This is a genomic window from Rhodococcus sp. BP-160 (genome assembly GCF_019836205.1).
Taxonomy (GTDB): domain Bacteria; phylum Actinomycetota; class Actinomycetes; order Mycobacteriales; family Mycobacteriaceae; genus Rhodococcoides.
The window spans coordinates 487044-506956 of sequence record NZ_JABUEK010000002.1 but is presented as its reverse complement, the minus strand read 5'-3'; the positions used below and the strand labels follow the sequence as shown (position 1 = coordinate 506956).

The 19913-nt window shown below is 69.2% G+C and carries 22 protein-coding genes and 2 pseudogenes; 6 read left to right on the top strand and 18 right to left on the bottom strand.

Going from position 1 to position 19913, the window contains the following annotated elements:
• Positions 1 to 14: 14 nt before the first annotated feature.
• Positions 15 to 149: pseudogene (locus HQ306_RS22580) on the top strand (DUF2256 domain-containing protein); the annotation flags it as partial.
• A complete protein-coding gene (locus HQ306_RS22160; protein WP_268788590.1) occupies positions 132 to 419 on the top strand; it encodes a DUF3253 domain-containing protein in 288 nt (95 codons plus the stop codon). The pseudogene HQ306_RS22580 and the gene HQ306_RS22160, both read left to right, overlap by 18 nt.
• A 12-nt stretch (positions 420 to 431) precedes the next feature.
• Here the strand turns inward: HQ306_RS22160 and HQ306_RS08820 are convergent, their stop codons facing one another.
• A complete protein-coding gene (locus tag HQ306_RS08820) occupies positions 432 to 1199 on the bottom strand; it encodes an MBL fold metallo-hydrolase (RefSeq protein ID WP_308115466.1) in 768 nt (255 codons plus the stop codon).
• 186 nt (positions 1200 to 1385) lie between these two features.
• Between HQ306_RS08820 and HQ306_RS08815 the strand changes: the two genes are divergently transcribed.
• Positions 1386 to 2039, top strand: coding sequence for a hypothetical protein (locus tag HQ306_RS08815; RefSeq protein ID WP_231476323.1), 654 nt, complete (start codon positions 1386 to 1388; stop codon positions 2037 to 2039).
• A 13-nt stretch (positions 2040 to 2052) separates the two neighbouring features.
• Here HQ306_RS08815 and HQ306_RS08810 read toward each other — a convergent pair.
• Both HQ306_RS08810 and HQ306_RS08805 read right to left on the bottom strand, forming a co-directional pair.
• A pseudogene (locus HQ306_RS08810) lies at positions 2053 to 2169 on the bottom strand (carbonic anhydrase); the annotation flags it as partial.
• Between the two features lie 86 nt (positions 2170 to 2255).
• Positions 2256 to 2909 (bottom strand): vancomycin high temperature exclusion protein, encoded by a 654-nt coding sequence (locus HQ306_RS08805; RefSeq protein ID WP_374197720.1) that lies wholly within the window; start codon positions 2907 to 2909, stop codon positions 2256 to 2258.
• A gap of 92 nt (positions 2910 to 3001) precedes the next feature.
• Between HQ306_RS08805 and HQ306_RS08800 the strand changes: the two genes are divergently transcribed.
• Positions 3002 to 3592: a CHAP domain-containing protein gene (locus HQ306_RS08800; protein WP_222630607.1), complete on the top strand. Its 591-nt coding sequence runs from the start codon at positions 3002 to 3004 to the stop codon at positions 3590 to 3592.
• 2 nt (positions 3593 to 3594) lie between these two features.
• On the opposite strand, the gene HQ306_RS08795 is transcribed toward HQ306_RS08800, so the two are convergent.
• The 3 genes from HQ306_RS08795 to lspA are packed head-to-tail and all read right to left on the bottom strand — an operon-like array spanning position 3595 to position 5728.
• Positions 3595 to 4221: a hypothetical protein gene (locus HQ306_RS08795; RefSeq protein ID WP_308115465.1), complete on the bottom strand. Its 627-nt coding sequence runs from the start codon at positions 4219 to 4221 to the stop codon at positions 3595 to 3597.
• Positions 4222 to 4226: 5 nt separating this feature from the next.
• Positions 4227 to 5153 carry an RluA family pseudouridine synthase gene (locus tag HQ306_RS08790; protein ID WP_027505865.1) on the bottom strand — a complete coding sequence of 309 codons (927 nt, stop codon included), beginning with the start codon at positions 5151 to 5153 and terminating at the stop codon, positions 4227 to 4229.
• Positions 5150 to 5728, bottom strand: coding sequence for a signal peptidase II (gene lspA / locus HQ306_RS08785; RefSeq protein ID WP_231476321.1), 579 nt, complete (start codon positions 5726 to 5728; stop codon positions 5150 to 5152). Before lspA ends, HQ306_RS08790 begins: the two co-directional genes overlap by 4 nt.
• A 69-nt stretch (positions 5729 to 5797) precedes the next feature.
• On the opposite strand from lspA, the gene HQ306_RS08780 reads away from it, so the two are divergent.
• Positions 5798 to 6739, top strand: coding sequence for a hypothetical protein (locus tag HQ306_RS08780; RefSeq protein WP_156380553.1), 942 nt, complete (start codon positions 5798 to 5800; stop codon positions 6737 to 6739).
• On the top strand, positions 6730 to 7485 hold the full coding sequence (locus HQ306_RS08775) for a hypothetical protein (RefSeq protein ID WP_222630605.1): 756 nt from the start codon (positions 6730 to 6732) through the stop codon (positions 7483 to 7485). The genes HQ306_RS08780 and HQ306_RS08775 overlap by 10 nt, the downstream gene beginning before the upstream one ends.
• 62 nt (positions 7486 to 7547) lie before the next feature.
• On the opposite strand, the gene HQ306_RS08770 is transcribed toward HQ306_RS08775, so the two are convergent.
• The 12 genes from HQ306_RS08770 to ftsZ form a co-directional block, all read right to left on the bottom strand.
• Entirely contained in the window at positions 7548 to 8060 is a 513-nt protein-coding gene (locus HQ306_RS08770) for a hypothetical protein (protein WP_027505863.1), read from the bottom strand.
• Between the two features lie 311 nt (positions 8061 to 8371).
• Positions 8372 to 9019 carry a cutinase family protein gene (locus tag HQ306_RS08765; RefSeq protein ID WP_056445560.1) on the bottom strand — a complete coding sequence of 216 codons (648 nt, stop codon included), beginning with the start codon at positions 9017 to 9019 and terminating at the stop codon, positions 8372 to 8374.
• Between the two features lie 232 nt (positions 9020 to 9251).
• Positions 9252 to 9890 (bottom strand): hypothetical protein, encoded by a 639-nt coding sequence (locus HQ306_RS08760; protein ID WP_056445563.1) that lies wholly within the window; start codon positions 9888 to 9890, stop codon positions 9252 to 9254.
• A 138-nt stretch (positions 9891 to 10028) separates the two neighbouring features.
• Positions 10029 to 11321, bottom strand: coding sequence for a DNA polymerase IV (locus tag HQ306_RS08755; protein ID WP_373428381.1), 1293 nt, complete (start codon positions 11319 to 11321; stop codon positions 10029 to 10031).
• Positions 11322 to 11376: 55 nt separating this feature from the next.
• Positions 11377 to 14511: an isoleucine--tRNA ligase gene (gene ileS / locus HQ306_RS08750; protein WP_222630603.1), complete on the bottom strand. Its 3135-nt coding sequence runs from the start codon at positions 14509 to 14511 to the stop codon at positions 11377 to 11379.
• Between the two features lie 244 nt (positions 14512 to 14755).
• On the bottom strand, positions 14756 to 14914 hold the full coding sequence (locus tag HQ306_RS08745; RefSeq protein WP_222630594.1) for a hypothetical protein: 159 nt from the start codon (positions 14912 to 14914) through the stop codon (positions 14756 to 14758).
• 65 nt (positions 14915 to 14979) lie between these two features.
• Positions 14980 to 15840, bottom strand: a complete 861-nt coding sequence (locus HQ306_RS08740; protein WP_027505857.1) for a DivIVA domain-containing protein — start codon at positions 15838 to 15840, stop codon at positions 14980 to 14982.
• Positions 15841 to 16056: 216 nt separating this feature from the next.
• On the bottom strand, positions 16057 to 16335 hold the full coding sequence (locus HQ306_RS08735) for a YggT family protein (RefSeq protein WP_027505856.1): 279 nt from the start codon (positions 16333 to 16335) through the stop codon (positions 16057 to 16059).
• A 139-nt stretch (positions 16336 to 16474) separates the two neighbouring features.
• A complete protein-coding gene (locus HQ306_RS08730; protein ID WP_027505855.1) occupies positions 16475 to 17182 on the bottom strand; it encodes a cell division protein SepF in 708 nt (235 codons plus the stop codon).
• A gap of 81 nt (positions 17183 to 17263) precedes the next feature.
• Positions 17264 to 17989, bottom strand: coding sequence for a YggS family pyridoxal phosphate-dependent enzyme (locus HQ306_RS08725; protein WP_222630592.1), 726 nt, complete (start codon positions 17987 to 17989; stop codon positions 17264 to 17266).
• On the bottom strand, positions 17986 to 18678 hold the full coding sequence (gene pgeF, locus HQ306_RS08720) for a peptidoglycan editing factor PgeF (protein ID WP_222631440.1): 693 nt from the start codon (positions 18676 to 18678) through the stop codon (positions 17986 to 17988). Before pgeF ends, HQ306_RS08725 begins: the two co-directional genes overlap by 4 nt.
• A gap of 35 nt (positions 18679 to 18713) precedes the next feature.
• The gene (gene ftsZ, locus HQ306_RS08715) at positions 18714 to 19895 is read right to left on the bottom strand and encodes a cell division protein FtsZ (protein ID WP_027505852.1); all 1182 of its coding nucleotides are present in this window, start codon (positions 19893 to 19895) and stop codon (positions 18714 to 18716) included.
• Between the last annotated feature and the right edge of the window lie 18 nt (positions 19896 to 19913).

The following is a 19913-nucleotide window of genomic DNA, read 5'->3' as shown; positions in this document are numbered from 1 at the left end:
GCACAATCGACGAGGTGGCACACAGGAAGAAGGCGCCGAGCGGCGAGGCCGAGGCTCGGGCGGACAAGACCTGCGTCGTCTGCGGTCGACGGATCGAGTGGCGTAAGAAGTGGGAACGCGACTGGGACTCGGTGAAGTACTGCAGCGACGCGTGCCGACGCACCGGCTCCGCGGGAGCCGACGACGGTCTCGAGGACGCGATCCGGCGGCTGCTCGACAGTCGCGCCCGCGATTCGTCGATCTGCCCCTCCGACGTGGCTCGCGCCGTGGCGCCGGACGACTGGCGCCCCCTGATGGAACCCGTCCGCCGCGCCGCCCGCCGCCTCGTCGCCGCGGGCGAGGCGGAGATCACGCAGGGCGGGAACGTGGTCGACCCGTCGACGGCGAAGGGCCCCATCCGCATTCGGCGACCCCGCTGACCCGGAGTCGACTCAGGCGCGTGCGGACCTGACCCGCCGCACCGCGTCGTCGACGGACCCGCGATGCACTCCCCCGTGTCCGGGAATCAGGACGTCGGCGTCCAGGCCGACGAAGGCGTCGAGCGCGTCGAACTCCCGCGGCCGGTCGTGCGCGAACAGGGGCGGCAGCATCTGCGGTCCGGTCCGAACGCTCAGAGCGTGGCCGGTGACCAGAGCGTCACCGGACAGAACGGCCCCCGCACCTGGCACGTGATACCCGGTGTGACCGGACGTGTGACCCGAACTGTCGAGCGGCACCGGCCCGCCCGGCAGGTCCAGCGGCCCACCCGGCACGGATCCGACGACCGAGTCGAACCCCTCGGCGTCGGCGACGGCGCCCGATTCGGTTCCGCCCGCGCGAGCGATGCGCACCGTCCATGCGAGCGCACCGCGCCGCCAGACGTTACGCGCCACGTCGAGCGGCGATGCCTGTTCGAGATACTCACGTCGGGCATGCCGCGCCTCGGTGTCCGAGGTGAGCACCGGCGTGCCGTAGGTCAAGGCGAAGTGGCCGGCGCCGCCGATGTGGTCGATGTGCGCGTGTGTCAGCAGGATCGCCCGCACGTCCTCCGGACGCCGACCGACACGACGGAGCGATTCGACGACCGCACCGACGTACCGCGGATATCCCGAGTCGACCAACGTCACGTCCTCGCCGTCGACCAACAGTGTCCAGTTGACGTCCGGCCCGAACGCGACGTGCACGCCGTCGGCGACGGTCGTGACTTCGAGTGTGCTCACGACTGCCGAGTATGGACGGTCCGGAGCCCCGGGGGAAGACCGACGAGTCTGCTGACGCGACACGCCGATGACACGACCGAGCGGAGCCGGGTGTGTCATGACGTTGGTCACCGACGACGCGAAAAGCACGAGGCGACAGCCGCTCCCGCTCCTCGGGCCTCGTGTCGTGCACTACGCTGGTTCGACGTGATCGACGATCGAAATCTCGGCTCCGGCGCCTCCTCCACGATGACCACCACCTCACCCCACGACACCGCTGCGGACGACACCCCCGTCACCCGGCGGTGGAGTCCCGGCGGCTGCGTGTGGTGCGGCAGCCGGACCGACATCGAGATCTACCGGGACGAGCCCCGGTGCGGTGAGTGCCGTGAACACGAGAACACGATCGACGCGGCGCGTCGCTTCATCGGCATGTACGGCCTGCGTCCCCTGGGCGGCGCGGTGACGTCCGACGACGACGAGGAGCTCGAGCACCGCACCGCGGCTCGCAGTGCGCGTGCCGCTCTCGACCGGGTCCGCCTGCCGAAGCGTCCCGCGGCCGCCGACGTCCGGAAGGCCTCGGCCCGCGCCGGTGCGTCCGCCGCCGTCCGCACCACTCCGTCCCGCTCGGCGTCCTCCGCTCCGTCGGGTGCCGTCAGCACGGTGGACGTCGCCGTGCTCGCCGATCGCGTGACCGGTCTGCTCGAGCAGCTCACCGCCATCGAGGCCGGCATCGCCGACGCCGAGGCGTCGTCGGGTCTGCCCGCGCGTGCCCGGCTCAGCGACCTGCAACGTCAGCGCGCCACCGTCATGTCGACACTGGCCGCGCTGGAGAAGGCCCGCCGCGGCAGCGCGGGCTGACCGACACGCTCGATCAGGCCGGCTGAACCTCACGCAGCGCACCGGTCGCCACGTCGAACACGAAGCCGCGCAACGACGTCGTCCGCGAGACGAACGGACCGAGCTCGATACGCCGGAGCTGTTGCCGCAAGCATCAACTCGCGCTCGGGTCTCCGGACTGCTCGCGGTGCGACGGTGCGAACAGGGTTGGGCTCGAGGTGATCCGAGTGACTCGGGTCAGCCGATCTCGACGGCGCGGCGCACCGCGTCGGTCGATGGCGACTGCACCGCGGGCGCGGAGCCGCGGAGCACGTCCAGCACGGCCTTGGGACGCGCGAGCATCTCGCGTACGAACTGCCGCAGCAGCGAGCGCCGGGAACAGTCACAGGGAGCGACGACGCCGCCGGCATCGATCCCCGCAGCTCGGCACAGGGCCACCGCACGTGCGGCATGGGTGTCCTGACTGACGATCAGGGCCGTCGACACTCCGTACGTCGCCACAGCGCGTCGACACGTGTCGTGGGTCGTCAGACCGTACGGGTCGGCCACGATGCGGTCGGGATCGACGCCGCGGCGCACCAGGTAGCGCGTCATCACCTCCACCTCGTCACCCGACGTGCCGGCGGCGTTGCCCGACAACAGAAGTGCGCGCACGGTACCGCGACGCACCAGATCGAGTGCCGCGTCGAGACGACCGGCGAGAAACGACGACGGTTCGCCCTCCTGGACCCGAGCGCCCAGCACGATGGCGACGGGAGCGCGCGGCGCGGTGTCCGCCGTGTACAGCCGACCGTGGGACGAGGCGGCGACCCACGCCGCCGATCCGAGCACGACGACGAGCACCGCGGCGGCGGACCCGCCGACGGCACGGATCAGATGTCGGCGCCCCACACGTCTCATGTCCCCAGTCCATCATGTGAGGGTTCCGTGAAGATCGGCGCCGCGATCCTGACCACGGAGACCCGGCTCGGTAGCGTCGAGGCATGCCCACCAGCACCCGCGTCCGCCGTACCGTCGCCGGCGTCGTCGCCCTCGCGGTGGTCGCCGTCGCGGCGGTGCTGTGGACCGCGCCCGAGCGGTGGTACCCGTGGGACACCGCCGACTTCCCCGCGGCCGACGCGTCCCTGTCCCCTGCGCAGCAGCGTGTGCTCGAGGTGGTGGAGCGTGAGTATCGCGATCCCCGTCCCGCCACGTTCTACTCCGAGGGCGTCGACGAGGCCTGGTGCGCCGACTTCGTCAGTCACGTGATGCGCCAGGCCGGACAGCCGTTCACCAATCCGCATTCGGGTGGGTGGCGCATTCCCGGTGTCTACACGTTGACGGAGTACTACCAGGAACAGGGCCGTTTCGCGCCGGTCGGCGACCACTCCCCCGCGGTCGGCGACGTCGTCCTGTACGAGTCGGGTGGGCCCGTCGGGGATCTGCTCGTCGGCCAGCACACGAACATCGTGGTCGCGGTGGACGGAGACACGGTCACGACCGTCGGCGGAAACGAAATGGGCGGGATCCGCATTCACGATCTGGACTGGGCGGACGACTCGGCGGTGCTCGGTTTCGGCCTACTCGGGTCCTGAGGTCAGGAGGCGGGAACCGGGCCGTCGTCGGGCTGCACCGCGTCGCCGTCGCGTTCGGGATACAGCGGTGCCACCGCGAACCGGCCGTAGACCGCGTCCCCCGGCAATGCCTCGACCGCGCGGATGCCGTCCAGGCCCGCGAGCGCGGCGAGTTCCGGAACACTCGCACGTACCAGAACTCCTGCGGCGCAGTCACAGTCGGCCTGCAGGCGTGCGCGCACCACCGTCGCGATCACGTTCCCGCGCTCGTCGCGTCCGGGCGGAACGAGGCCGGCGGCGAGACGGACGGACGACGCGAGCACGGAGTCGGTGTCCGGCACCGGGACCACCACGAGCGGGGTCTGCACGCGGTCGATCGGCACGTGCGCATAGACGACCGAGACCCTGATTCCGTCGACGGTGGGCGCGATCTCGTCGGCACGCATCGACCGCGTGAAGGACACCAGCGCCCACCGATCTCCGTCGCCGGAGGGCGGGTCCACCCGGGCCACGTACTGCGCGGCGGTCTCGTCGTTGTCGGGACCGAGGGCATCGGTGCGAACCGACGAACCACGGACCGGGTTGAGGACACCGAGCACGAGCACCGCGACGATCAACGCGACGACCGACGCCGCGGACACGGCGCGCACGCGTCTCAGCCCGCTCTCAACACGTCCAGTGCGTGCTGCAGATCCGCCGGGTACGGGCTCGAGAACTCCACGTAGCGGCCGTCACCGGGATGAGTGAACCCGAGTGCGCGGGCGTGCAGCCACTGGCGTTCGAGGCCGAGTCGTTCGGCCAGGCGCGGATCGGCACCGTAGGTCAGATCACCGCAGCACGGATGCCGCAGCGCCGAGAAGTGCACCCGGATCTGGTGAGTGCGCCCGGTCTCGAGGTGCACGTCCAGCAGGCTCGCGGCCTGGAACGCCTCGACCGTGTCGTAGTGGGTGATGCTGGGCTTGCCGTCGGCCGTGACGGCGAACTTCCAGTCGTTGCTGCGGTGTCGTCCGATGGGCGCATCGACGGTTCCGCTGCTCGGGTCCGGATGTCCCTGCACCAGAGCGTGATAGCGCTTGTCGATGGTGCGCTCCTTGAACGCGCGCTTGAGCACGGTGTACGCATGCTCCGACGTCGCCACCACCATCACGCCGGACGTCCCGACGTCGAGACGGTGCACGATGCCCTGACGCTCGTGGACCCCGGACGTCGAGATGCGGAATCCAGCGGCCGCGAGACCACCGATCACCGTCGGTCCCGTCCAGCCCACGCTCGCGTGCGCGGCCACTCCGACCGGCTTGTCCACGACGACGATGTGGTCGTCCGAGTACAGGATCTCCATGCCCGGCACCGGCTGTGCCTCGATGGTCAACGGACGCGCGGGCTCGGGCAGTTCCACCTCGAGCCACGTGCCGCCGCCGAGACGGTCGGACTTCGCCACAGTGGAACCGTCGACCTGGACGGCGCCCTCCTCGGCGAGGGTCGCGACGACGGTCCGCGACAACCCCAGCAGCCGAGCCAGTCCCGCATCCACGCGCATGCCGTCGAGCCCGTCCGGAACGGGCATCGACCGTGTCTCCCTCACGCCTTCTTCTCCGACTCCGTCGCCGCTGCGCTCTCGGTCACCGCGGGGTCGTCACCCTTGTCGTCGGCACGGCGAGTCCCGTCCGGCTCGATCCCGAACAGCGTGATGATCACCAGCAGGACGGCCCCGCAGACGATGGAGGAATCGGCGACGTTGAAGACCGGCCACCAGCCGATGGACACGAAGTCCACGACGTGACCCTGCAGCGGGCCGGGCGAGCGGAAGAATCGGTCGATCAGATTGCCGAGCGCGCCGCCCAGCACCAGGCCGAGGCCCACGGCCCACCAGCCGGAGCGAAGAGTGCGTCCGATGCGGATCACACCCACCACGACGGCGACGGCCACCAGCGTCAACAGCCAGGTCATGCCCGTGGCCATCGAGAACGCCGCGCCCGCGTTGCGCACCATGCGGAGGGTGACGGTGTCACCGATGATCTCGATCGGTCGACCGGGCTCGATGACGGCGACCGCGACGATCTTCGTGAGCAGGTCCAGGGCGAGCACGACCGCCGCGACAGCGAACAGCCGTCGGGTACGTCGGGCCAGGGGTCGGTCCGGATTCTCCACGTCGGTCACCCCACCATTGTCCACTACCTGCCCTCACCGCTCACCGGCCGCTCAGGATCCGACGCTAACCTCGGGCGCGTGACACTGCTCTCGACACGACCCCGCCGACGCTCCACCACCCTCGTCGCCGCGGCAGCGGTCACCGTCGTCCTCTCGCTCGGGGCGTGCGGGACCGACACCGACGTACCCGCGACCGAGGAGCTGACCCCCAGCACGTCCGCGGTCACCCTCCCGGTCTCCGCCGTCACCACCACGCTGGTCGATGCCGGAGCCGAGCCGCGGACCGTCGTCACCGCGACCCCGTCGGAAGCAGAGCAGACCGCGACCCTCGTGGCCGAGTCGACCATCAGCCAGCAGATCGACGCTGCCGAGGCGCAGGACTTCTCGACCCCGCCGCTGACGCTGCCGATGACGGCGACCTCACGCTCGGCGGCCGGGTCCGACGGACTCCAGGTCGACATGACACTCGGTGCGGCCACCACGTCGGACGCCACCCTGCAGGCGAGCCTCGGGCCCACCGCGGGATCGTCCGCAGGCTTCGCGACCACGCCGTCGGGTGCCGTCACCGCACTCACCATCGATCCGTCGCCGGACGCCCGGGACATCGCTCGATCAGCCGTCGAGCAGGCGCTGTCCCAGGCGGTGTACCGCGCCGTCCCGTTCCCGGCAGAGCCCATCGGCGTCGGCGCGAGATGGACCGTCACCCAGGAGGTCGTCAGCGGGATCTCGCTGCTGCAGACGACGACGGCGACACTCACCTCGTTCGACGACGGCGTCGCGACGGTCGACGTCGCCGTGACCCAGTCGCCGGAGGAACCGATCTGGCAGCTGCCCGACGAGCAGGGCACCCTGAACATCGAGTCGTTCGTGATGACCGGCCAGGGGCAGTTGCGGATCGATCCGTCCAAGCCGCTTCCCCTGGGCGGCACGGTCGCCGTCGGCGGCGACCAGGTCTACCGGGACGCCAACAGCCAGACGACGCTGAAGCAGACCACCAGCAACACGGTGACGTGGAGTTGAGACGACTGGGCGCGGTCACGGCAGCGCTCGCGGTGGTGCTCGTCGGATGCGGCACCGGTCGGGACGTCGGCGACACGCCGAGCGAGGCCACGCCCGAGGCGCCCACCGTCGGGCTCCCCGCCTTCACTCCGGTCCCTCCGCCGTCGGCCACCGGCACCGGCCCGATCACCGACAACGCTCTGCTCGCCGGTCGGCTCCTGAGCATCGCCGACCTCCCACCCGGCTACACCGGCTACGACCTGCCTCCGCTCGACCCCAGCGCTCCGGGCGCGACGGCCGAGGACCGGTCGAGCACCGACCCCGCCGAGTGCGCCGCGGTGCTGGCGCCCATCGCCACCCAGGTGCCCGGCGTCATCAGCGCCGCATCCGTCTCCTACGGCGGACCCGACTTCTCGTCGATCGACCAGGACGCCGCGAGCTACGACGGTCCCGGCGCCCTCACCGCGTTCGCGGCCGTGCAGGACTCGCTCACACGATGCGCGACCTTCAGCGGCACGGACGCCGACGGTGTGCGGGTGGACTACCGCGTCGGCGCCTCGACCCTGCTCACCGACGTCGCCCCGATCGGCGACGCCTCCGTGGCGGTGCGACTCGCGGTGAGCAGCGACGGCGTGTCCCTGACGACGGACGCGATCCTCACCGTCTCCGGATCCACCCTGAGCCAACTGGTGGCCACCGGGACCGAGCCCGTCGACCCCGACCTGGTGCGGACGCTCGCGCGCACCGCCGCCGACCGGCTGCGCTGAGACACGACGACGCCGGCACCACCCGAAGGTGATGCCGGCGTCGTGTGGTCGGTACTGCGGTGTCAGGCGGTGCAGGCAGGCGAGGTCAGCTGCGCCAGCGACACGATCGCGCAAGCGTTGTCCTTCGACAGCTTCCACTCCCCGTCCTCGGCCACGTAGGCGACCTGGAGCGGGTTGACCTGGCCACCGAGATCGATGGTGGCGTTGGAGCTGAGCGTGCCGTCGCCCAGATCGGTCACGTCGAGGACCTGAATCTTCGCGTTGTTCACGCGAGCGGCCTCGGCGACCTTGTTGATGAGCTCCGGATCGGCTTCCGCGCCCTGCACGTACTGGACCTTCTGCTCGAGCGGCACGTTGGGATCGAGGCTCTCCTGCAGGCGCGTGTTCAGCTCCTCGGCGGTGGGAACCGGGGGGAGATCGGACGGTGCCTCGGCAACTGCGCTGGAGGTGGTGGCTGCCGACGTGGTGGCGTCGGTGGTGCCGCCGTCCTCGCCGCTGCTGCACGCCGTCATCGTCAGGGCGGCGGCGACTGCCATGCCTGCCACCAGTGCGCGTCCGGTACGGGGAAGCTTCACGTGTACGTCCTTACATCTCGTGAGTTGACTCGGTATCGAGCGTCGGGCCAGACCTTACCGACCAGTTCTGAGGAAACGGTAAAGCTCGTCGCGCTCTCGAGAGGGGTCACAGGGTGGGCGGCGTCGGCCGGCGCGGTGGCCGCCGCGCGCACCGCACGGGGTAGCGCGCACTCTGCATCCTGAGCAGAACACCGCGCGCTGCGCACGGGGCGAAACCCTGGCCTGGTGGAGGATGCCGGGTTCGACGCCGAACCTGCATGCACCGCGCACATTCAGTCCACCGAGCTCCGATCAGTCGAACAATGAGCGATTCAGCTGATTCGGGAGGCTGCGAATGTTGCACCCTGACCCGCGCTGCCATTGCTCGCGTAGGTGAGATGCGCAAAGGAATTGAATCCGCCGATCTGGCACACCGGGTCTCCGAAGTTGCAGAAACTGCGGGCGCGCGGGCCGTAGGTTCCGCTCGCCGACTCGATGGTCCTCCCGGTCAGACCGAACGGGTTGCCGAACACGACGACGGCCTTGACCCTGTCGGCGACGCCGGCGGGCAGCACGGAACCGGTGAGACTGCTCGGGGTGCGCAGACCCACGGCATTGGTGACCACAGTGGCACCCTGTGAGTACCCACCGATGATGAATTGCGTTGCAGGACATGCTGCTGCGACGGAGGTGATGTGCGCGACCAGGTCACGCGAGCCGGGCCCGGCGCTGGCCTGCGAGAAGTCGGCAGCGTAGTTCACGGCGTAGGTGCTGACGGACCGTCCGGCGAGCGTGGAGGTGACACTGCTGGTGAAAGGTCCACCGGTGATGCCGAGTCCGGGCAGTTCACCGGTCCCGCGTGCGAACGAGACGTCGACGTCCGTACACGGCGCCGCGGTGGCCACAGCGCTGGGAACGACCAGGGCCGCAGCGGCGACAGACGCCGCTGCACACACCCGAGCGAGAAGTCTGACATTCATGACGAGCCTTTCCCCGAAGGTCAGTGGACTCGGTCACAGTAACGGACGGAAATGTCGGGTGACAGTACTTGTTCGCACACATCACAATTGCACGAACGCATTTCCCGCATGTCACCGGAAACGCCGAAGACACGGAAGGAACGAGCGCCGGAAGACCGTCACGACGAGCAGTTCGGACGCCGAAACCTCCTCGTGTCGTCCCGGGCGTCGACAGATGCTGCCGACACACCGCTCAGACGCCGAGAACGGCTCGGGCCTGGAGGGCCACCGTGCGATCCGCCGCGAACGCCGCCGCCCGCAGCACGGCCGACGCCGCGGGCGCGTCGATCCGGTGACGACCGGCCAGGACACCGATGGCCTCGTCGATCAGGTCGCACTCACCGCCCGGATCCGCCGGTACGCCTGCCAGGCCGGAGGTGACCAGTTCGTCGCCCAGCACATCGGCGAGTCTGCCCACCGCCGCGACGGTCCTCTCGTCGGGTGTGCCGAGGGGACCGCGTCCGTGGCACTGCAGGGTGCCGACCCGGCTACTCGCTCCGACCGCGACGGTCCGGACCCATCGCACCCCCGACTCGATGAGACAGTCGACCAGCAGGGGCCATCGCACGCGATCCGCCGCCGAGTCGACCGACACACTGTGCATCCGACCGTCCGCCATCGTCTCCGCGTGCGGTCCCTCGCCCAGGAGGTACTGCAGATCCGCCAGCTGCACGGCATCGTGGGCGGTCGGGTACAGCACGCGCCTGCTGTCCGGGGCGTGCGCGGAGGTGAGTACCGCGGTCGCTCCGTCCGCGTGCAGGAGATCTGCACAGACGGCGACCCACTCGGCTCCGCGCAGACCCGCTAGCGGGTGCCGCTGATCGCTCACCATGGGAGCGAGGCTCGCAGCGTGAACTCGGTGCCGGGCACGGGCACTCCTCGTCGTACGGGTGCGGCGACAGACGCCGCAGTCACGCGTATTCGGCGGTGCGCGCCCCGCGGATGGGTCACAGGACTCGATCGGTGAGCCTCAGGCCAGACTGTCCATCGGATCCGCCACCGCGAGGTGCTCGTCGTCTCCGGAGAAGGTCCGCGCCACCCCGGGGCCCGTGCTCCGCGTCTCGAACCGCACGGTCACCACGTCGTGCCCTGCGCCCTGCACCCACCCGTGGCCGTACTCGTCGTGTCGGACGTCGAGCCCCGGCCGCCAGAGCAGGACGTCGCTCGTGACGACCGGCGCGGGCTCGGCCGCGGTGACCGAGGAGTCGACGTCGAGGCCCTCCTGGTCGAGTTCGGGGAACAGCGACTCCTGCCGGACCGTCGACAGCCCGGCGAGGCCCACGCCCACGAGTCGGATACTGCCGAGCTCGCGCGGATCGAGAGCCTGCCGCTGCGCGGTGGCCACGATCGTCGCCAGATCGACCGTCGCGTACGGCAGTGTGGCCGAACGGGTCACGATGCTCATGTCGGACTTGCGGAGCTTGAGGACGACGGTGCGGGCCGCCCGCCCGTCCTTCGTCAATCGGGTGTGGGCGGCCTCCGCGCTGGCGACGATGGCGGATCGCAACCCGGCCATGTCGACGATGTCGGTGGCGAAGGTGGTCTCGGCACTGACCTGTTTGGACTCGGCGCGTTCCGCCACGGGTCGATCGTCGAGACCACGTGCGAGACGGTGCAGGCTGGGGCCGACGGCGGAACCGAGTACGGACGCGGCCTCCGCCTCCGGCATCGCGGCGAACGCACCGACCGTGTGCACTCCCAGTCGGCGGAGCTTGTCCTCGGCCACCGGCCCGATGCCCCACAACTTCCGCACCGGCAGAGTCTCGAGGAGGGCGGCCTGGTCCGCCGGAGAGACCACCCGGATGCCGTCCGGCTTCGCGAGACCCGAGCCGATCTTCGCGATCTGCTTGCCCGCTCCTGCTCCGATGGAGGCGACGAGCCCGGACGCGTCCAGGACTGACGCACGCAGCGCGGCGCAGAACTCCTCCACCTCGGCGACGGTCGCTCCCGCCAACTCCGCGGGCTCACCGAACGCCTCGTCGAGCGAGAGCTGTTCGATCACCGGCACGACGCGCCGCACGGTGTCGAAGACGACGGTGGAGAGAGCCGAGTAGACCTTGCCGCGGGGCGGCACCACCACCGCACCGGATCCGACGAGTCGTCGAGCCTGGTGCATCGGCATCGCCGACCGGGCACCGAACACGCGTGCCTCGTAGCTGCATCCCGCCACGACGCCTCGACCACCGCCACCGCCGACGAGCACGGGTCGGCCCCGCAGCGTCGGCCGGGTGAGCTGCTCGACCGACGCGAAGAACGCGTCCATGTCGAGATGCAACACCCAGCGTCTGCTGCGCTCGGCCGACCCGCCGCTCACACCGTCAGGCCTTCACCAGCGATGCCCGCACTCCGTCGCCGAGATCGACTGCTGCCGAACCCGGATCGCCGACCTGCAGATCGGTGGCCAGGATCTCGCCGGCGATGAGATCGCGGTGCGTGTCGAACCAGGACCGGCGCTCGGCGGGAACGTCGACCGTCACCGCGATGCGGTCGGACACGTCCAGACCCGCGGAGCGTCGGGCGTCCTGGAACTCGCGGATGCGATCCTTGGCCCACCCCTCGGCCTCGAGCTCCTCGGTGACCTCCGAGTCGAGCACGACCAGCCCGGCATTGCCCGGGAGCGCCGCCGTCGACTCCGGTTCCGCCGCGACCAGGCGCCGGGTGAACTCCTCGGGCAGCAGCTCGAGACCTGCCGCCGTGACGACGCCGTCGGTCTCGCTCCACTCCCCTGCCTTGACCGCCTTGATGACCGCCTGCACCTGCTTGCCCAGACGCGGACCGGCCACGCGGGCGTTGACGACGAGCTCGAAACGGCCGTGCACGTCGACGTTCTCGGTGAGGTCGACACGCTTGACGTTCACCTCGTCGGCGATGAGGTCCGCGAACGGGCGCAGCCGCTCGGCGTCGTCGGCGGCGACGGTGAGCTCCTGCAGCGGCAGGCGGACGCGCAGGTTCTTCGCCTTGCGCAGCGACAGTGCCGCGCCGCAGACGGTGCGGACCTCGTCCATCGCCGCGACCAGCTCGGGATCGGCCGGCAACTCGGTACCGACCACCGGCCAGTCCGCGAGATGCACGGAGCGCCCACCGGTGAGTCCCCGCCAGACGACCTCGCTGACGAGCGGGAGCATCGGGGCCGCGACGCGGGTGAGCACCTCGAGCACCGTGTGCAGAGTGTCGATCGCGTCGGCGTCCTCGTTCCAGAAGCGCTGACGCGAACGCCGCACATACCAGTTGGTCAGCGCGTCGCAGAACTGACGCAACTCGTCGCACGCCCCCGCGATGTCGACCGCCTCCAACGCCTCGGTGATGACGCGCGTGGTCTCGGCCAACTTGGCCAGGATGTAGCGATCGAGCACGTTGGTGGAATCGGTCCGCCACGTCCCCGGCTTCGACGCGTACAGCTGCAGGAAACTCCACGCGTTCCACATCGGCAGCAGTGCCTGCCGCACACCCTCGCGGATGCCCTGCTCGGTGACGATCAGGTTGCCGCCCCGCAGGATCGGGGACGACATGAGGAACCACCGCATGGCATCGGAGCCGTCGCGGTCGAACACCTCGTTGACGTCCGGGTAGTTGCCCTTGGACTTGCTCATCTTGAGCCCGTCCTCGCCCAGCACGATGCCGTGTGCCGCGACCGTCCGGAAGGCGGGCCGGTCGAACAGCGCCGTCGCCAGGACGTGGAGGGTGTAGAACCACCCACGCGTCTGACCGTTGTACTCGACGATGAAGTCGCCCGGGTTGTGCGTGGAGAACCACTCGGCGTTCTCGAACGGGTAGTGCACCTGGGCGAACGGCATCGAGCCCGACTCGAACCAGCAGTCCAGTACCTCGGGGACTCGACGCATGACGGACCGGCCCGTGGGGTCGTCCGGGTTGGGACGGGTCAGCTCGTCGATGAACGGCCGGTGCAGGTCGTTCGGACGGACGCCGAAGTCCGCCTCGATCTGGTCGAGACTGCCGTACACGTCGGTGCGCGGGTACGCGGGGTCGTCCGACACCCACACCGGGATGGGGCTGCCCCAGTACCGGTTCCGGCTGATGTTCCAGTCACGCGCGCCTTCGAGCCACTTGCCGAACTGGCCGTCGCGGATGTGCTCGGGCACCCACGTGATGTCCTGGTTCAGCTCGACCATCCGGTCGCGGAAACTGGTGACGGAGACGAACCACGACGGCACCGCCATGTAGATCAGCGGCTGACCCGAACGCCAGCTGTGCGGGTACGAGTGCTCGATGGTCTCGTGCCGCACCAGCTTTCCCGACGCCTTGAGGTCCTTGATGATCACCGGGTTGGCATCGAAGATCATCAGACCCTCGTACGGCGGCACCATCGCGGTGAACTTGCCGCCGGCGTCGAGCGGCTGCACCACCTCGATACCGTTGGCCGTCGCTACGTCCATGTCCTCCTCACCGAAAGCCGGTGCGAGGTGGACGATTCCGGTACCGGAGTCGGTGGTCACGTAGTCGGCCGACAGCACACGGTGACTGTTCTCGTGACCGAGGAAGAAATCGAACGGCGGCGCGTAGGCGAGACCGATCAGATCGGCACCGGTGTGTTCGGACACCACCACGGGCTCGTCGCCGAACTCACGGGCGTAGTGCGACACCCGATCTCGGGCGAGCACGACACGGCCGCCCGCGCCGTCCTCGATCTGCACGTAGTCGATGTCGGGGCGTACGGCCATCGCCAGGTTGGACGGCACGGTCCACGGGGTGGTGGTCCAGATCAGTGCGTCCGCACCGTCGAGCGGGGAGCCGGGCGCGCTCAACGTCATCCGCACCGTGACCGCTGGGTCCTGACGCATCTTGTAGGCGTCGTCGAGCCTGGTCTCCTGGTTCGACAGCGGCGTCTGCTCGTACCAGCTGTAGGGCAGCACACGGAAGCCCTGGTACACCAGGCCCTTGTCGTGCAGTTCCTTGAACGCCCACATGACCGACTCCATGAAGTCCAGGTCGAGCGTCTTGTAGTCGTTGTCGAAGTCGACCCACCGCGCCTGGCGCGTGACATAGTCGCGCCACTCGCCGGTGTACCGCAGAACGGACTGCTTGCAGTACGCGTTGAACTCCGCCAGACCCATCGTGTCGATCTGGCTCTTGTCGGTGATGCCGAGCTGCTTCTCCGCCTCGAGCTCGGCGGGGAGACCGTGACAGTCCCAGCCGAACCGTCGCTCCACCTTGCGCCCGCGCATGGTCTGGAAACGCGGGATCAGGTCCTTCACGTAGCCGGTGAGGAGATGGCCGTAGTGCGGGAGGCCGTTGGCGAAGGGCGGCCCGTCGTAGAAGACGAACTCATCCGCGTCGGTACGCGCGTCGACGCTGGCTCGGAATGTGCCGTCCGCGTCCCAGTGCGCGAGGACCTGCTGCTCGAGAGCCGGGAAATCGGGACTGCCGGACTCCGAGGCGTAGCGGACGCGGGGGTACCCGGCGTCGGGTGTCGAGGTGTCGTCGGTGGTGGTCATGGCTGCGGTGCTCCTGTGCCCGTTCGATGCGGCACGGGGACGACGACCGGCACTCTGCGCCGGAAGCCGCGGTACCACCCCGCTTGGCCGCCGAGGCGACCCACTCTCCGATCGAGCTGTGACGGGCTCGACCCGTCCGGTTCTACTGAGCACCGACCCGTGCGGGCCAAGACCGTTCTTCCGGACAGCTCCCCGGTGATGGCCGGATCGTCGCTGAACTACTTGTACTTCGACGTGAGGAAGTCTACCGCCGCCGGCCCACGAGGGCACCGGCGAGCAAGAGGACCGCACCCACGAGACACACCGCGATGCAGGCCCAGGCCCACACCACGGATCCCGTGACGAGCGAGACGACGAGTAACGCGAACCCGACGCCCGCCAGAACCAGCGTCAGAACAAGCACGCACTCATCCGTTCACCCTCGATCCCCCCGCTGGTTCCCCCCGGAACAGCCTCGACGAGGACGGATCAGTTGTTGCCCTTGGCGTACGACTGTCCGAAGTTCGACGACTGGCCGTTGTCCTTGCTGAACGGATCCTGACCACTGTCGACCGGCAGTGCGGACGAACGCTGGTCGAGTTCCTGCAGCTGCGACTCGAGGTAGGACTTGAGGCGGACCCGGTACTCGCGCTCGAACGTCTTGAGGCGCTCGATGCGCTCCTCGAGGACCGAACGCTGCTGGTTGATGGTCGCCATGATCTCGGTGTGCTTGCGCTCGGCATCGCTCTCGAGCGCGTCGGCCTTCTCCTTGGCCTGGCGCAGCTGTGTCTCCGAGCGCGTCTGTGCGTCGGACAGCAGCGCGTCGGCCTTCTGGCGAGCCTCGGAGACGAGGGACTCGGCGCGGCTCTGCGCCTCGCTGACCAGACGGTCCGAGTTGGCGCGAGCGCTCCCGAGCAGCTGCTCGGACTCGGTCTTCGCGTCACCGGTGAGGCGATCGGCCATCTCCTGGGCGAGACCCAGGATCTTCGCAGCCTGCATGTTCGAATCGCCGGCGGACGACGCCGCGGCGGGGGCAGGAGCCGGTGCCGGAGCGGCCTGGACGACCGGTGCCGGCTTGGCGGGCTCCGGACGCGGTGCCGGTGCGGGGGTGGGAGCAGGCGCGGGGGCAGGGGTGCTCTGACGCGACGCTGCCGAGCTCTTGGCCTCGGCGAGATCCTGATCGAGCTCTCCGACCCGCTGACGCAGGTCGGCATTCTCCTCGATCAGGCGCGACAGCTCCTGTTCGACGAGATCGAGAAATGCATCGACCTCGTCCTCGTTGTATCCGCGCTTACCGATGGGCGGCTTGCTGAACGCGACGTTGTGCACATCGGCGGGAGTCAGCGGCATGGAAGGGTCCCTTCACGCGTCTCGAGAGCGGTGGAGCATCGACAAGCGATGTACGCGAGCATTCGTTCGATCAACAGTGGCAGTGGCACCCGGCTGCCGTAGTGGGGGCAACCAGGACATTCAGTTATATCGCACAAAGAGCGATGGTCACTCATCGTGCACCTTCGAGCAACATTCTGTCACACGGGACACTGTCGCCGTCGACAGAACTCACCGTCAGCCGACGCCCTGCACCACGCGCATCAGGATGAAGACGATGAAGAGCAGCACCATGATGGACAGGTCGAGCCGGACACCGCCCAGATTCAGTGGCGGGATGATGCGCCGCAGCAGTTTGACCGGCGGATCGGTGACCGTGAAGATCGCTTCGAGTACGACCACGACCACACCCGTCGGACGCCAGTCACGTGCGAACGAACGGATGAACTCGACGATGATCCGGCCGATGAGCAACAGCCAGAAGACGAAGAGGATGAAGTACAGGACCGCGAACACTCAGCTCACCGTCCTGCGAGACGCAGGAGAGACCGACACCGACACAACTTTCTGATCACGCACGACACCACAATGCCATCTCGCGACACGGGGAGGCCATCTCGCACCGCGAGACCGGCCCACCGCGCCGTGTGAGACGTCACTGCTGGTTGTAGAAGCCCGTCTCGGCGATCCGGCGACGCTCTTCGGCGGAGACGTCGACGTCGGCCGGTGAGAGCAGGAACACCTTCGTGGCGACCTTGTCGAACGAACCACGCAACGCGAACGCGAGGCCCGCGGCGAAGTCGACGAGGCGCTTGGCGTCGGCGTTGCTCATCTCGACCAGATCCATGATGACGGGCGTGCCGTCACGGAAGCGCTCGCCGATCGTGCGCGCCTCGCTGTAGTCACGCGGACGCAGCGTGGTGATGGTCGACATGGGGCCCCCGTCGTCGAGTGCGGCCTGGCGGCGGTCGGACACGCGCGGTTCGGCGTGACGGGGCTCGCTGCGACGCAGCTCCGAGTGCGGGTCCATGCGAGTGTCCATCGCGAGGGCGCCGCGGGTGGAGGTGCGCATCGCGCCGCCGGAGCGGGATCCTCCACCGGAGCGCGACGACAGCGGCGCCACCCGAGCGCTGTGCCGGGGCTCGGGACGCTCGTAGTCGTCGTCCTCGTCCCGGCGACCACCGACGAACGCCGGCTCGGCGTAGTCGCGATCGGCGTAATCATGGTCGTCCATCGATTTTCCGTATCCGCCACGCGACGACCGGGATGCGACGGGCGCATCCGTGTCGTCGAGGTAGTCGTCCTCGAAATCGTCGAGTGGGACCATGCCGAAGTAAGCCTTGAACTTGTGCAACGTGCTCATCGGTCGACCTTCCTGGCGTGGCGGTGTGGCTGGTACTCGTGTGACTGGAGTAAGTCCGTGGTGACGATGGTGTTCATGTCGTCAAGGCGAGGTTATCGGCCGTGGACCGAGGATTGCGGTTCCGACACGCACACACGTGGACCCGTGTCGGACAGCCTCTTCCAGGTCGCCCGTCATCCCGGCCGAGAGTCCGGTCGCGCCCGGATGCGAGGCGAGGACCTGCGTGTGAAGACGCTGCAGATCCTCGAACGACGCCTCGGCGTCCGCACCCAACGGGGGCACCGCCATGAGCCCGGCGAGTCGCAGACCCGAGGTCTCGGACACCTGCGCGGTGAGTGCCTCCAGGTCTTCGCGGTCCACGCCTCCGCGATGCGTGTCACCGTCCAGACTCACCTGCACGTAGACGTCCAGATGCGCAGTCCTGTCACCGTTGTCCACCGCGCCCGCGACCGCCTTGCCGAGCGCGGTGACCAGACGGTCGGTGTCCACCGAGTGGATCGCATGTGCCCAGGCGGCAACAGCTTTCGCCTTGTTGCGCTGCAGGCGGCCGATCATGTGCCAGCGCACACCGTCGGTGCCGATCTCGGCGACCTTGGGAGACGCGTCCTGCTCGCGCGACTCACCGAACTCGGTGCACCCGAGCTCGCGCAGCAGTGCGACGTCGGAGGCCGGGAAGAACTTGGTGACGGGAAGCAGGGTCACAGATTCGGGTGCGCGATCCGCGGCCGCACAGGCGCGCGACAGCCGATCTCGGACCTCGGCGAGATGGTCCGCGAGATACGTCCGCCGATCGTCCGGCGCGGTCACGAGGTCGTGTCCATCCACACGACACCGGCGTGCCGCCCCGTGGGCGACCCCCGGCGGTGGCTGAATAGCGAACGGTCCGTGATGGTCTCGCGCGGATCGGCGGCCACTCCGGCGACGCCGGCCTCGAGCAACTGGCGACGCAGGCCCGCCCGGATGTCGAGACCGGGTGTGCCCTTGCGAGTACGCGTCGCACTGCCCGGCAGGTGGGTCTCGACGTCGATCTGCATGGTGCGCGGCACCTCGTAGTCGTCTCCCCCGGCCGCCGGGCCGAGGAACGCCTCGATCCGGGAGACGGCGGCGCCCGCGGCCACCATGGCGTCGAGAACGCGCGGGACGATGCCGATCCGAGCACCGACGCGGCCGGCGTGAACGGCGGCGACGACGCCCGCGGCATCGTCGGACAACAGGAGCGGCACGCAGTCGGCGGCCAGGACGACGAGCGCGAGGTCGCGCTGGGTGGTGACGAGGGCGTCGGTGGCCTCGACCGGTCCGGCGACCGGTCCGTCCACCGTCGCGACGGATCGACCGTGTATCTGGTCCATCCACACGAGACGCTCGGGAGACAGACCGATCTTCTCGGCGAGACGACGCCGATTGGCCTCCACGTGCGCCGGGTCGTCACCGACGTGATCACCGAGATTGAAGGAATCGTAGGGCGGTTCGGACACGCCTCCGGCGCGTGACGTCATCACGCGCCGGACACGGTAGCCGCGGTCGGAGATGCTCACCGACGCATGAAGGAGGGCACGTCCACGTCGTCGTCGCCCTCGTCCTCCACCCGGACGGGATGTCCGGTGGCACGCGCGGCGCGCTCGCCGATGGGGGGAAGAGACGAGGACGGCGCGTCGCGGAAGACGGCGGGACCGTCGTCCTCGGTACGCGTCTCGCCCGCGCGAGCCGTTCCCACGGTGGCGCCGCGAGACTGACTCTGCGGTGCCTCGATGGGGCGACGGGCCGGACCGCTGCCGTCGAAACCGGCGGCGATGACGGTGACGCGTACCTCGTCGCCCAGCGAATCGTCGATCACGGTGCCGAAGATGATGTTGGCGTCGATGTGCGCGGCCTCCTGCACCAGCGATGCCGCTTCGTTGATCTCGAACAGACCGAGATCGGATCCGCCGGCGATGGAGAGGAGCACTCCGCGCGCACCCTCCATGGACGCCTCGAGCAACGGCGAGTTGATGGCCGACTCGGCCGCCTTGATGGCGCGCCCCTCGCCGCGCGAGGACCCGATGCCCATGAGGGCGCTGCCCGCACCGGACATGACGCCCTTGACGTCGGCGAAGTCCACGTTGATGAGGCCGGGAGTAGTGATGAGGTCGGTGATGCCCTGGACACCGTTGAGCAGCACCTCGTCGGCGGAGCGGAACGCGTCCATGAGGCTGACGGCCGCGTCGCCGAGCTGCAGCAGTCGGTCGTTCGGGATGACGATGAGGGTGTCGCACGACTCGCGCAGACCCTGGATGCCGACGTCGGCCTGACCGCCGCGCCGCTTGCCCTCGAAGGAGAACGGGCGTGTCACCACACCGACGGTGAGGGCGCCGAGCTTGCGCGCGATGCTCGCGACGACGGGGGCTCCACCGGTGCCGGTGCCGCCACCCTCGCCCGCGGTGACGAACACCATGTCGGCGCCCTTGAGCACCTCTTCGATCTCGTCCTTGTGATCCTCGGCGGCCTTGCGGCCCACCTCGGGATCGGCACCCGCGCCGAGGCCTCGGGTGAGTTCGCGACCGACGTCGAGCTTGACGTCGGCGTCCGACATGAGCAGCGCCTGCGCGTCCGTGTTGACCGCGATGAACTCGACTCCCTTGAGTCCCTGCTCGATCATGCGGTTGACCGCGTTGACGCCGCCGCCGCCGATGCCGACGACCTTGATTACGGCGAGGTAGTTGTGCGGGGGCGTCATGGGCTCTCGCCTTCCGTG

Excerpts from the sequence above, each read along its gene's own strand:
- HQ306_RS08800 (WP_222630607.1), top strand. The coding sequence starts at position 3,002 with ATGCCCACCAGCACCCGCGTCCGCCGTACCGTCGCCGGCGTCGTCGCC.
- HQ306_RS08765 (WP_056445560.1), bottom strand. The coding sequence starts at position 9,019 with ATGAATGTCAGACTTCTCGCTCGGGTGTGTGCAGCGGCGTCTGTCGCC.
- HQ306_RS08760 (WP_056445563.1), bottom strand. The coding sequence starts at position 9,890 with ATGGTGAGCGATCAGCGGCACCCGCTAGCGGGTCTGCGCGGAGCCGAG.
- HQ306_RS08755 (WP_373428381.1), bottom strand. The coding sequence starts at position 11,321 with ATGGACGCGTTCTTCGCGTCGGTCGAGCAGCTCACCCGGCCGACGCTG.
- ileS (WP_222630603.1), bottom strand. The coding sequence starts at position 14,511 with ATGACCACCACCGACGACACCTCGACACCCGACGCCGGGTACCCCCGC.
- HQ306_RS08740 (WP_027505857.1), bottom strand. The coding sequence starts at position 15,840 with ATGCCGCTGACTCCCGCCGATGTGCACAACGTCGCGTTCAGCAAGCCG.
- HQ306_RS08730 (WP_027505855.1), bottom strand. The coding sequence starts at position 17,182 with ATGAGCACGTTGCACAAGTTCAAGGCTTACTTCGGCATGGTCCCACTC.
- pgeF (WP_222631440.1), bottom strand. The coding sequence starts at position 18,678 with ATGACGTCACGCGCCGGAGGCGTGTCCGAACCGCCCTACGATTCCTTC.
- ftsZ (WP_027505852.1), bottom strand. The coding sequence starts at position 19,895 with ATGACGCCCCCGCACAACTACCTCGCCGTAATCAAGGTCGTCGGCATC.